Annotated in this window: 12 protein-coding genes; 10 read left to right on the plus strand and 2 right to left on the minus strand. The window is 46.7% G+C overall.

Going from position 1 to position 12,695, the window contains the following annotated elements; translation table 11 throughout:
• Positions 1 to 95: 95 nt before the first annotated feature.
• On the minus strand, positions 96 to 767 hold the full coding sequence (locus B7988_RS06345; protein ID WP_088657256.1) for a Crp/Fnr family transcriptional regulator: 672 nt from the start codon (positions 765 to 767) through the stop codon (positions 96 to 98).
• A 74-nt stretch (positions 768 to 841) separates the two neighbouring features.
• On the minus strand, positions 842 to 1,153 hold the full coding sequence (trxA, locus tag B7988_RS06350; RefSeq protein WP_088657257.1) for a thioredoxin: 312 nt from the start codon (positions 1,151 to 1,153) through the stop codon (positions 842 to 844).
• Positions 1,154 to 1,263: 110 nt separating this feature from the next.
• On the opposite strand from trxA, the gene B7988_RS06355 reads away from it, so the two are divergent.
• The 10 genes from B7988_RS06355 to B7988_RS06400 all read left to right on the plus strand — a co-directional run bounded on the left by B7988_RS06355 (position 1,264) and on the right by B7988_RS06400 (position 12,638).
• Positions 1,264 to 2,379 carry an adenosylhomocysteinase gene (locus tag B7988_RS06355; RefSeq protein ID WP_088657258.1) on the plus strand — a complete coding sequence of 372 codons (1,116 nt, stop codon included), beginning with the start codon at positions 1,264 to 1,266 and terminating at the stop codon, positions 2,377 to 2,379.
• 125 nt (positions 2,380 to 2,504) lie between these two features.
• Complete coding sequence (locus tag B7988_RS06360) at positions 2,505 to 4,007, plus strand: hypothetical protein (RefSeq protein WP_088657259.1); 1,503 nt, start codon at positions 2,505 to 2,507, stop codon at positions 4,005 to 4,007.
• A 103-nt stretch (positions 4,008 to 4,110) separates the two neighbouring features.
• The gene (locus B7988_RS06365) at positions 4,111 to 4,998 is read left to right on the plus strand and encodes a sulfide/dihydroorotate dehydrogenase-like FAD/NAD-binding protein (protein WP_073113492.1); all 888 of its coding nucleotides are present in this window, start codon (positions 4,111 to 4,113) and stop codon (positions 4,996 to 4,998) included.
• A complete protein-coding gene (gene gltA, locus B7988_RS06370) occupies positions 4,998 to 6,497 on the plus strand; it encodes an NADPH-dependent glutamate synthase (RefSeq protein ID WP_073323109.1) in 1,500 nt (499 codons plus the stop codon). The genes B7988_RS06365 and gltA overlap by 1 nt, the downstream gene beginning before the upstream one ends.
• A gap of 269 nt (positions 6,498 to 6,766) precedes the next feature.
• Positions 6,767 to 7,732, plus strand: a complete 966-nt coding sequence (locus B7988_RS06375; protein ID WP_088657260.1) for an SDR family oxidoreductase — start codon at positions 6,767 to 6,769, stop codon at positions 7,730 to 7,732.
• Positions 7,733 to 7,737: 5 nt separating this feature from the next.
• Positions 7,738 to 8,496, plus strand: coding sequence for a DUF4422 domain-containing protein (locus B7988_RS06380; protein WP_088657261.1), 759 nt, complete (start codon positions 7,738 to 7,740; stop codon positions 8,494 to 8,496).
• A gap of 79 nt (positions 8,497 to 8,575) precedes the next feature.
• Positions 8,576 to 10,036 (plus strand): hypothetical protein, encoded by a 1,461-nt coding sequence (locus tag B7988_RS06385; protein WP_141225584.1) that lies wholly within the window; start codon positions 8,576 to 8,578, stop codon positions 10,034 to 10,036.
• A gap of 45 nt (positions 10,037 to 10,081) precedes the next feature.
• A complete protein-coding gene (locus tag B7988_RS06390) occupies positions 10,082 to 10,810 on the plus strand; it encodes an IspD/TarI family cytidylyltransferase (RefSeq protein ID WP_088657263.1) in 729 nt (242 codons plus the stop codon).
• An 8-nt stretch (positions 10,811 to 10,818) separates the two neighbouring features.
• A complete protein-coding gene (locus tag B7988_RS06395) occupies positions 10,819 to 11,841 on the plus strand; it encodes an NAD-dependent epimerase/dehydratase family protein (RefSeq protein WP_088657264.1) in 1,023 nt (340 codons plus the stop codon).
• 14 nt (positions 11,842 to 11,855) lie between these two features.
• Positions 11,856 to 12,638, plus strand: coding sequence for a LicD family protein (locus B7988_RS06400; protein ID WP_088657265.1), 783 nt, complete (start codon positions 11,856 to 11,858; stop codon positions 12,636 to 12,638).
• The last annotated feature ends 57 nt before the right edge of the window (positions 12,639 to 12,695 follow it).

Here is a 12,695-nt window from a genome sequence, read left to right on the forward strand (position 1 = left end):
TAGTAAAAGCTGAATGCCGCGGCAAAACAATTTTTGTTTTGACATGGCTGAGGCGCCTATCTTGCACTCCGAAGGAGTGCCATTATAGAATTATTTTACAGGATTTTCTTCAGACCGTCGATGTCGCGGAGCCGGATTCTGCCCCTCTTGATTTCGACTAGGCCCTTGGCGGCGAATTCCTGGAGCATGCGGGCCACCACTTCGCGGGCAGAATTCACGTCGCGGGCGATTTCTTCCTGCGTTTTCTTGACTTCGTCTTTGCCGGTGCTTTCAAAAGTCGAAATCAGGTAAGAAGCCAGACGCTGGTCGAACCGTTTAAACAGCATGAGCTGAATCGCCCAAATGGTCTGCGAATAACGCTCGGTCTCTTTTTCAAAAATGAAAGCCCGCACATGAATATTCGTATCCATCAGCTTGGCGCACAGAGCCGCCGGAATCACCAATGCGGTCGTGTCTTCCTCGGCGGTGACTTGGGTCTCGAAGGTTAGCTGGTGAATCACGCAAGAGGCCGTCGAAACGCAAAACTCGTTTGCGTGTGCGCGGTACAGGGTGATTTCGCGACCTTCGTCAGAGATGAGTCCCACGCGAATCCCTCCGCTCAGAATGAAGATAATCCCGAGGCAAGAGGTCTTGCTGTTGTGAATCATCTGGTTCTTGCCGAAGCGCTTTGTAACGCAACGGTCCGAAACCATCGCCTTTTCTTCGGGCGAAAGTTTCTGCCAAAACGGCAGATTCGGAAGGAAGTGACTGAATGGACCTAAGCTCATAAAAGATGCACCTTCCCTGTAATATACAAAAAAGGTGCATCGCCTCAAGGAGTATAGTTAAGTGGAATGTGCGTTTAGCTGAACATGCTTACGACCTGGTCTTTCGGACGAACTCCGGTCACGGAATTCACGACTTTTCCTTCCTTGATGACGACGAGCGTGGGAATGCTCATGACGCCGAAGGTGGATGCCAGTTCGCCTTGTTCGTCGACGTTTACCTTGCAGACCTTTACCTTGTCTCCGTACTCTTCGGCGATTTCGGAGATGGTGGGCGAAAGCATGCGGCAGGGCCCGCACCAGGGTGCCCAAAAGTCAATCAGAACGGGCCTGTCGGAGTTCATGACTTCAGCTTCAAAGTTTTCCTTGGTGATGTTCATTTCGGTCATTTTTACCTCTCTTATTTTTATTCTTGTTTACACCTATATTTTACCTAATGTGCGCCCGCTTATCTGTGACTAGGTCACATTATCCGAAAATTTTTTCTAAATTCGGCGCCATGATTTTCTCCGAAATCATCAACGAAAACTACGAACCGCGTGAATATCCGGCCCTGGCCCTGCTTTCGGACCAGTGGGCGCAAATACGACCGTTCTGGGGCTGTAAGGTCCTGGTGGCAACGCCCATTTTCCGGAACACGCTGGTGGAATACCGCGCCCTTTTGGCGGGTGGGGCAAGCCTTTATGTGGGGTATGCTGTCGGTAATTCTGGGGCGACCATGCCCTGCGACAAAAAGATCGTTGAAATGCTCCAGGAAGAAGATGTCCCGGTCGTTACGGATGCCGACATCAAGAGCGGAAAAGTCGCCGATGACTTTGACCTGATTCTGGATTGCGCCGGGCAGTTTGCCTTTTGCCACCCGCGTAAGGGCTTTGTAGAACTCACCCGTAGCGGCGTGCAATTTTTTGAAAAGTCGGAACACCCGGTGTATGTGGCTGACAGCGGAATCGTAAAGCGGATCGAAACTGTGCTCGGTACAGGTGACGGTTACTTCCGCGCGCTGGAATCGCTGGGTTTTGGTGACTTTGAAGGTAAATCGCTGGTGGTGTTCGGTAGTGGCAAGGTCGGCTGCGGCATTGCCTTGCACGGTGTGCGTCGCGGCATGAATGTCTGCACCATCACCAACACCCGTAATGAAGATTCTAACTCGAATTTCAGCAAAGTCCTGTTGAACAATGAAGTGCAAATCGAGGATTACCTGGACGACGATAGGGTGGCTGATGTGATTGCCCACGCTGATTTTGTGGTGACAGCGACGGGACGCAAAAATGCGTTGACCTTGTCTGCCGTGTCGGCGATTCTTTCAAACGTCAAGGCGGTGGTCGCGAATATGGGTGTCGAAGACGAATTCGGTGAACTTGTTCCCGATACAAGAGTTCTGAACAGAAAGTCTCCCCTGAATTTTGTGCTGGATGAACCCACGCACCTCAAGTATATCGATACGAGTCTCGCGCTGCATGCGGCCTTGGGAGAACGCCTGCTGCAAGAATGCGCCGAAGAGGCTTGCCCCTTCAAGGGCGTGCAGGATCCGCCTAGCGAAATCGAACAACGTTTGTTGGTAACGACTATCCAGAACGGGGCGATTGGCCCTGAAATCTGCGACATGATGCGCTAATTGAAGTGCAGAAGCGGGTTGTATGCTTGCATTCTATGTAAAAAGTTCAACCTTTGTAAATAAATTCTTGCTTTTTTGGTTTTTTTAAAGTATAATTGCAAAAGAAAGTAAACAAACGAGGTTGTATGAATCTGAAGAAAACTTTTGCAATGGCTCTCGTGTCGGCTGCTTTCGCCATGGCACAAGAAGCTGCCCCTGCTCAAAAGGCTGCTCCTGCTGAAGCTGCACAACCTGCCCCTGCCGCAGATGCACCGGCTGCAGAAACACCTGCCGCTAAAACCCCTGCCGCAGAAGCTCAGCCTGCCGCAGCGGCCCAGGCTCCAGCCGAAGTCGCACAGCCTGTTGCCCAAGAGGCCGCTCCTGCAGCTGCCCCTGCAGAAAATCCTGAAGCCCCGGCTGCAGAAGCACCTGCAGCAGCCCAGGCTCCTGCTGAAGTTGTTCAACCCGCTCAAGAGGCCGCCCCTGCAGAAACTGCAAAGCCTGCAGAACCTAAACAGGTTGCTGCCCCCTCTGCCGACCCTCAGGGTCCGCGGGGTGCTCCCGAAGGCGTGCGCATGGGGCCGCCTAAAACGCCCTTTACTGTCGTTCACGGAAGCGCTTACAATACTGTCAAGAACGAAGCTGCAGGCGACAACGTCGACCTTCTCTTGGACCGACGCTTGACCAAGCTTTACGGCCAGAAGTTCTTCTACATTGAACCCGCCGGCGAACGCGGTGTCGTTTCGCTCGGTAACTTCTTTGGCGCCATGGATATCTCGGGCGATGTCGGTCGAGCTCTCCTCGGTTACACCAACGGAAGCTTCGGTGCCGAAATCCGTGCCGGTGTCGGCAAGCGTCGTTTTGAAAACGACAACGTCGAACAGAAGGTTTCGTACAACGGAAATGACTTTGGTCTTACTTTGTCTAAAATGCTCGGTGGCTATGTAGTCACCTTGGGCGGAGACTGGATTACCGTTGCCCAAGAAACCGATACGGATCCTAAGGCAAAGCGCGCGCCGACCACTGAAGAACGCTACCGCGACCTTACCGCGACCCTCGTGCTTACCGATGGCCCGTCTGCCCGTAAGCATTTCTGGTCTGCCGGTGTGAACTTTACCCGTCACGTCAACGAGATGGAAGTGGCCGGTTCCCTCAAGAACGAAAATCCCGACTCCTATATCAGTGTCGTTCCGTTCTTCAACTACGGTACTCCCGCACTCCAGTCGGAACATGCAAGACTCATGCTCGGCTTGAACACGGCGGTTCCTACCGTTATTCAGGATGAATACATTGTCCGCGACACCACCAGCGGGGCATCCGCCAAGAAGAACATGACCCACGTAGGCCTTTCGCTTACGCCGAACGTGATTGGCGAAGTCCTTCTGGGTGAATCGGTCATGCTCTTCGGTGAAGCTGCCTACCAGTGGGAGGCCGTGTCCTACACCAAGGGCGAAAACATCGAAGCCGGTGACTACAAGGTGCTCGAAAGCGTGGCCGACAAAGTCCAGGCGACTGTTGGTTTCCGTTACCAGTACAAGGATTGGGCCGCTTGCGAATTTGCCTTTGGTGACAAAATCTTCACCGATACCAAGTCTATTTTTAACGGTGAAGGCGTGTTCGTAAGCTTCGGTGGCTTTATCTACTTCTAGTGACAAGCAGTCCTTTTTCGGGCCTAACCGGTCCAAATGGAGTATGTTTTTATGAAAAAGGTAACCTCGTTTGGGGTGCCTTTTTTCTATTTTTCAGCCCACTATGGCAAAAATTCTCTTTAAAAAACAGTTATCTCCTGCGGTATTCCAATTCCGCGTCGAGGCCCCGCTGATCGCCCAAGAGCGTAAGGCCGGCCAGTTCATCATCCTCCAGACGAACAAGGACAACGGCGAACGCGTGCCCCTCACCATCGCCGATGCCGACACGACTGAAGGCTCCATCACCCTGATTTTCCAGACCGTCGGTAAGACCACCACCGAACTTTCCAAGTTCGAAGTCGGTGACGATATCCCGGTGCTCGTGGGCCCGCTGGGTTCCCCGACCCACATCGAGAATTTTGGCCACGTGGTCTGCGTGTGCGGTGGCGTGGGCATTGCCCCGATGCACCCGATTGTCCAGGCCATGAAGAAGGCCGGCAACAAGGTCACTATCATCATGGGTGCCCGTAACGAGAGCCTCTTCCTCATGAAGGAAGAAATGACCGCCCTCGCCGACGAAATCATTTTCATGACCGACGACGGCTCCTACGGCCGCAAGGGTCTCGTGACCGAACCTCTGAAGGAACTCTGCGAAGACACGAAGGGCAAGCCCGACATGGTGCTCGCCATCGGTCCTCCGATCATGATGAAGTTTTGCGCCCTCACCACCAAGCCCTACGGCGTGAAGACCGTCGTGAGCCTCAACAGCATCATGGTGGACGGGACCGGCATGTGCGGTGGCTGCCGCGTGACTATCGGCGGCAAGACGAAGTTCGTCTGCGTCGATGGCCCGGAATTCGACGGCCACGAAGTCGACTGGAACAACATGCTCCAGCGTATGGGCGCCTTCAAGCCCCAGGAACAGGAAGCCTTGCACCGCTTCGGTGCCAACGACGGCCACAAGTGCAACATTGATAAGATGGCTGACGCAAAGGCCAAGGAGAGCAAGTAATGTCTGAACATTTGACTCGTGAACAGTTGGACGCCGCCGCCAAGGTGGAACTTGAAAAGATTAACGCCCTCCCGAAGCCGCTCAAGCCGAAGGACAAGACTGCTATTCCGGCTCAGCCCATGCCGCAGCTGGAACCCAGCTACCGTGCCCGCGTGATGGAAGAAGTGGCCCAGGGTTACACCGAAGCTCAGGCTATCGTGGAAGCTAACCGCTGCCTCGCTTGTAAGAACCAGCCTTGCGTCGAAAGCTGCCCGGTGCACATCGACATTCCGGCCTTCATCGCAAAGATTGCCGAAGGTGACTTCAAGGCCGCTATCGCCAAGATTAAAGAAACCAGCTTGCTCCCGGCAATCTGCGGCCGTGTTTGCCCGCAGGAACGCCAGTGCCAGATGAACTGCACCATGGGCAAGATGCACAAGGACGTGAACCAGGCTGTGGCTATCGGCCGCCTGGAACGCTTTGCTGCCGACTACGAACGCAACAACGGTGGCGCCTCTGTGCCGGCCGTGAAGCCCGCTACCGGCAAGAAGGTGGCTGTGATCGGTTCCGGTCCTGCCGGCCTGGTGGTTGCCGCCGACGTGCGCCGTGAAGGCCACGACGTGACCATCTTCGAAGCCTTCCACAAGCTGGGTGGCGTGGTCCGCTACGGTATTCCTGAATTCCGTCTGCCCAAGAAGATTGTGGACAACGAAATCGAATCTCTCGCTGCCATGGGCGTGAAGTTCGAGACAAATTTTGTCATCGGTCGTACCCGTAAGCTCAAGGACCTGATTGAAAAGGACGGCTTCGACGCCGTGTTCGTCGGTACCGGTGCAGGCCTCCCGCTCTTCATGAACATCGAAGGTGAAAACCTGGTGGGTGTGTTCGCCGCTAACGAATACCTCACCCGCGCGAACCTCATGCGCGCCTACGACAAGGAACATGCCGATACTCCGATGTGGCCCGGCAAGAACGTGGTCGTTCTCGGTGGTGGTAACGTCGCTATGGACGCTGCCCGTATGGCTCTCCGTCTCGGTGCCGAAAAGGTTCGCATCGTTTACCGCCGCAGCATGAACGAACTTCCGGCCCGTAAGGAAGAAGTTCTCCATGCCCAGGAAGAGGGTGTCGAATTCTGCGTCTTGCAGAACCCGGCCAAGATTCTTGGCGACGAAGCCGGCCACGTGCGCGGCATGCTCGTCGACAAGTACGAGCTGGGCGAACCCGATGAAAAGGGCCGTCCGCGTCCGGTCAAGGTCGAAGGCGCAAGCTTCGAAATCGAATGCGACACCGTGCTCGTTGCTATCGGTAACGGTTCCAACCCGCTTATCAGCAACACCACGCCGGAACTCTCCGTCGACAAGAAGGGCCACATCCTTCTCGAAGATGCAACCGCCAACAAGACCTTTATGGAGAAGGTCTACGCCGGTGGTGACATCGTGCTCGGCGCCGCAACCGTGATCCTCGCCATGGGCGAAGGTCGTCGCGCTGCAGCCGGTATCAACGAGTTCTTGAAGAAGTAATTCAACTGTCATCCTGAGCGGAGGCGTGAAACGCCGAAGCCTCTTTGATCACTTAGCGCTTCAGCGCTTATGTGAGCATGATCCCCCTTGCGGGGAGAAGGATCTAAAACAACCCCGACTCGCAAGAGCCGGGGTGTTTTTTTGTCTTAAACCGCGCTCCCAAGTTTAAAACTCCAAATGGACAGATTTTCAACACTTTTCTGTGTACAACCTTGTTTGTTTAGCCCATATATATGTAAATTGTTGAATAGAATTTAAATTGGGTAATTATGCATTTTAAATCGTTCATTATCTTTGGCGGTTGCGGTTTTATAGGGACTCACACGGCGCATTTGCTCCGCGAAAAATATCCTGATGCAAAGATTTATATTGTTGATCTTCTTGCTGATGGGTCTGAATATTCTCAAAGAGTCGATGTTCGTAATCCCATTGAAATGCAGGGCGAGTTTGGCAAGGATACCCTCATTTTTAATTTTGCAGCAATTCACCGTACTCCCGGGCATCCGGATCATGCCTATTTTGAAACGAATATACGCGGTGCCGAAAATGTCTGCGATTTTGCTCGCAAACATGGTGTCGAAAACATTGTGTTTACCAGCAGCATTGCCCCTTACGGTGCTGCGGAAGAGTTGAAAACGGAAGAAACTCTGCCGACTCCGAATACACCGTATGGCATTAGTAAACTTGTGGCTGAGAAAATTCATCGCGAATGGGCTGCCGAAGAAAAGACCCGTAGGCTTTCTATCGTTCGTCCAGGAATTGTTTTTGGTACAGGTGAAAATGGAAATATGACCCGCCTGTACAAAGGTCTTAAAAGTCACAAGTTTGCCTATGCAGGCCGTAAAGACACCATAAAGGCTTGTATCTATGTCAAGGATCTTGCCCGAGTGATGCTAGCTATGGCCGAAAACGATAATGCCGATCGTATTCAGTTGCATAACTGCTGCTATTATCCCTCGTTTACCATTGAACAGATTGCTAATACAATGCTCAAGGCGACCAGAATGAAACGCTGGATACCTTTTATTCCTCATAAACCGATGATGGCTGCAGCCACTATTTGTGGCGGACTTGGCGGACTTGGCCTTGGTATTTGCCCGGCCCGTGTGAAAAAGTTGATGGTTAGCACGAATATCGATGGTCAGAAACTTGCAAAGAATTATCCGCTTTCTTATACACTAGAAGATGCGTTTAAGGATTGGTATAAGGATTGCGAAGAAAAGGAATTGGTGTAAATATTATGGATGCAAAAATAATAGTTGCAACTCATAAGGCTTATCAAATGCCTTCTGATTCTATCTATGTGCCTATCCAGGTTGGTGCGGAAGGAAAAGAGGCTTTAGGATACCTTCGTGATAATGAAGGCGATAATATCAGTTTAAAAAATAAACATTATTGTGAATTAACGGGATTGTATTGGGCGTGGAAACATTTGGATGCTGATTATCTGGGATTGGTTCATTATCGTCGTCATTTTGCCATAAAGAAACAGCGTGATAAGTGGAACTCAATTCTGACGTCAAATCAATTGGAAAATCTTTGTTCTGAATATGACGTTGTTTTGCCGAAACCAAGAAATTATTTTATAGAGACGAACTATTCTCAGTATGCTCATGCGCACCATGCGGCAGATTTGGATATTACTCGTGAGATTATTGCTGAGAAATATCCGGACTATATCCCTGCTTATGATGCATATATGAAAAGAACAATTGGACATCGATTTAACATGTTCATAATGAAGCGAGACCTGTTTAAGTCCTATTGTGACTGGATGTTTTCCATTTTGTTCGAACTGGAATCTAAATTAGACATTTCTTCTTATAATGCTTATGACGCCCGTGTTTTTGGCTTTGTAAGCGAACGCTTGCTTGATGTGTGGATTGAAACAAATAAGGTGAAGTATAAAGAACTTCCATGCATGTTTATGGAAAAGCAAAATTGGATTGTTAAGGGCTTTAACTTTTTGAAGAGAAAATTTGAAAACGTAAAAAAATAAGATGGGCTCGTCAATCTCGGTAAACAACAAGCGCATTGCTAAGAATACCCTATACATGTTTTTTCGTATGGGGATTATCATGCTTGTTCAGTTGTATACGTCTCGCGTGGTTCTTAATGCTCTTGGTGTAGAAGATTACGGTATTTTCAATGTTGTTTGTTCTTTTATAGTAGCCTTTACTTTTTTTAGCGGTCCATTGGATGCAGCGACGCAACGCTTTTTAAGTTTTGAACTTGGTAAAGGCGAACAAAATCGTTTAAAAGCCGTTTTTAATATGAGCTTTTATATTTACTTCGTTTTTGCGGTTGTTCTTGTTGCAGTTGTAGAAATTGTTGGATTGTGGTATTTGCAGAATAAAATGGAACTGCCTGCTGCTCGAATAAATTCCGCAGAATGGGCGTTTCATTTTTCGTTATTATCTTTAGTCTTTGGTTTGTTGAAAGCACCTTTTGACGCCTTAGTTGTTGCTCATGAAAAAATGTCGTTCTATGCATATGCAAGTATTGCGGATGTAATGCTTAAGTTGGGCAACGCTTTTTCTTTGCAGTTTATTGCTTGTGACAAATTGAAAATATATGCAGTAAACCAATTGGTTATTTCTTTGGTTGTTTTTGTAATTGTTGCTGTATATTGCCGAAAAAAGTTTGTGGCTGTAAACATAACTTGGATAAAGCGTGTTTGGGATATTTCTGTGTTTAAAAAATTACTGGGTTTTTCTGGATGGAGTTTGTTTGGATCTATAGTGACGATTTCCGCAAATCAGGGGCTGAATATTTTGTTGAATTCATTTTTTGGTGTTTTTGTAAATGCTGCAATGGGCGTGGCAACGCAGGTGAGTGTTGCAGTTAATCAATTTTCGAACAATTTTCAGATGGCTTACAGGCCTCAGTTGGTGAAATATTATGCTGCTGAGAATTTAGACGCGTTGAGAAAATTGATTTTAAATACTTCAAAATATTCATATTTATTGCTTTTTGCTGTCGTTTGTCCGATTGTGTTCAATATTGATTTTTTGCTGAAGATTTGGTTGAAAAATGTGCCTGAAGGTGCCGCTGTTTTCTGTGTTTATCTCTTAGTTTGGCAGTTGATAGAGAGTTTAATGGCTCCTATGTGGACCGCGGTAAATGCTACTGGTCGCATAAAAAAATATCATCTTGTTACAGATCCGATTATCTTTTCAGTTATCATACTTTCGTATGTTTCTTTAAAATTTGGGTTCCCTGCATATAGTGTCGTTTTGATAAAATGCATTGTTGATATAGTATTGCTGGTTGTAAGGTTGGCTTTTGTGAAAAAAATGGTTGGATTTGAAATAAAAAAATATTTGAGAGACACGTTGCTCCCAATATCTATGATTTCAATGGTGTGTATTTCATTCCTTCTTTTTCTGAATACTTATCTGAAAGGAGAGGTTCAACGCTTGCTGGTTGATACTATATCGTTTATTCTAGTTTATGCTGTGGTTGTATATTGGGGTGGTTTGAAAAGAGAAGAACGCCAAAAAATAACACATTTTGTTAAAAGTAAATTTTTGGGATGATTTTTATATTAATAACGATTACTTGTTAGATTGCTGAGAAATAAAATGAAAAATATTGCATTGATCTTCGCTGGTGGCTCAGGAAGCCGAATGAATACTGTTTCCCGACCAAAACAATTCCTGGAATTGAACGGAAAACCCGTTATCATATATACACTGGAACTGTTTGACAATCATCCACAAATAGATGCGATTTGCGTTGTTTGCATTAAGTCGTGGATTCCGTTCTTGGAGAAACAGCTAAGAAAGTTTGAGATCAATAAGGTCGTTGAGATTGTCCCTGGTGGTGAAACCGGACAAGATAGCATTTATAACGGCTTGTGTGCGGCTGAACGGTGGACGAAACAGAATAATAGAGATGCAAATGTTTTGATTCATGATGGTGTTCGTCCGTTAATTACTGAAAAAACAATCACGGATAACATTGTTGCTTGCTCAGAAAAAGGAAATTGTATTACTTGCATTCCTGCGACAGAAACATTTGTCGTTCATGAACCTGATGGTTCCCTTAAGATTCCAGAAAGAAAGGATTCGCTAATAGCAAGGGCTCCGCAAACGTTTAGATTGGCTGATATTCTTGAAGCTCATAGAACAGCCATTTCTGAAAATCGTCACGATTTTATTGATTCCTGTACGATGATGTCTCACTATGGGCATGTAATGAATACTATTATCGGCCCTATGGAAAATATAAAGATTACCACGCCGACAGATTTCTTTATTTTTAGGGCAATGGTCCAAGTCCATGAAAATCAGCAGATTTTTGGATTTTAGAGGTTGCGATGAATAAAGTCTTGCAAGAGGACGTTGCCGAATTCGCCAAAGACTTTCCTTTGGTGGAAGATTGCCGCAATGCGTTTTTCCTGATAACGGGTGCGACAGGTCTTATAGGTTCATCGTTAATTCATTGTCTTTTAGCTTTGCGGGTTGGAGTTCGGATTATTGCTCCGGTCCGTAATATTGAAAAAGCCAAGCAGAAATTTGATCCGTGGGAATTGGAATACATTAGCTTGGTTGAATGTGATTTGGTAAAATTTGATTATGATTCGCTTGAAACTGTGGATTACATTATTCATTGTGCCGCACCGACTTCAAGCAAATTCTTTGTCGAACACCCTGTTGAAACGTTCTCTTCAATTTATGATGTGACAAAGGTTCTTCTGGATTTTGCGAACCGTAAACAAGTAAAGGGGTTTGTTTATTTATCGTCTCTTGAAGTGTACGGAGAGATAAATGACGATTCTCGTTTAGTGACTGAGGATGTGCAAGGATACTTGGATCCGCTTTCGGTACGTAGCAGCTATCCAATGGCGAAACGAGCTGCAGAAAATCTTTGTTGCTTATATGCCTCGCAATATGCTGTCCCCGTTAAAATCACGCGGTTGACGCAAACCACAGGGGCAGGTATTGCAAAAGACGACAATCGAGTAATTGCACAATTTGCTCGGTTAGCAGCAATGGGACGAGATATTGTTTTACATACGACAGGTGAATCCGCTAGACCATACTGCTATACAATGGACAGCGTGTCGGGAATTCTGTTTGTGTTGCTGCGGGGAAAGACCGGAGAAGCATACAATGTAGCCAATGAAGAAACTTATATATCAGCCCGTGATATGGCGGTGTATGTACGTGATAACATAAACAATTCAATAGATGTCTTGATAGACCTAAATGATAATATGGGATATGCTCCGGTTTCAAAATTGAAACTGTCTTCGGTAAAATTACAGGGCCTTGGATGGTGTGCAAAATATGGGTTAAAGGAAATATTCGGGAGATTACATTTTTATTTTAATTCCTAATTTGGAGACGTGTTATGAAAAAATATGTCACATTGAATGAAATGCGCACAATTCAATTGGATATTTTGAATAAAGTAGATGAGTTTTGTAGGCAAAATGAAATACGGTATTCTTTAGGTGGAGGGACTCTTCTTGGCGCGATTCGTCATAAGGGGTATATTCCTTGGGATGATGACGTTGACATTATGATGCCTAGGCCTGATTATGAAAAATTTCTAAATCTTTTTGATGATGTTGGATATATAAAAACGCAGCATTATAAGAATTGCAAACACTGCTTGAAGCCATTTGCTAAGGTTTATGACGACAGAACGATTTTAAAAGAAAAATTTCAGGAATGTGGAGTGTATATTGATGTCTTCCCGATAGATGGTTTGCCAGAGGAAACATCTTTGATTCCTTTTATCGAAGAGTATCAATATCAACTGACAAGGCTCTTTCGATCTACAAGTACTTTTAGGCTTAACCATAATTTATGGATTGGCTTGAAAGAGATTTGTAAAAGGGTTATAGACCCTCCAAGAAAGGTTGTTGTTGAAAAATTTGAAAAGTTCCTCACTCAATATCCTTTTGAAAAATCGGTGTATGCTGGCGCAATTACAGGACGCTATGCTGAAAAAGAACATATGCCAGCAGAAGTTTTTAAAACGTATGTTGAAGTCTCTTTTGAGGGAAAAAACTATAAAGCGATTGCTGATTATGATGCGTATTTGAAAAAACATTATGGCGATTATATGAAGTTGCCTCCGAAGGAAAAACAAGTTTCAAATCATGATTATAAGGCTTGGTGGAAATAACTCTAGATTGAAAATTTATATGCATTATTTATCTATGGTTAAACGGTTTTGTTTTAC

Source organism: Fibrobacter sp. UWB1 (genome assembly GCF_002210325.1).
Taxonomy (GTDB): domain Bacteria; phylum Fibrobacterota; class Fibrobacteria; order Fibrobacterales; family Fibrobacteraceae; genus Fibrobacter.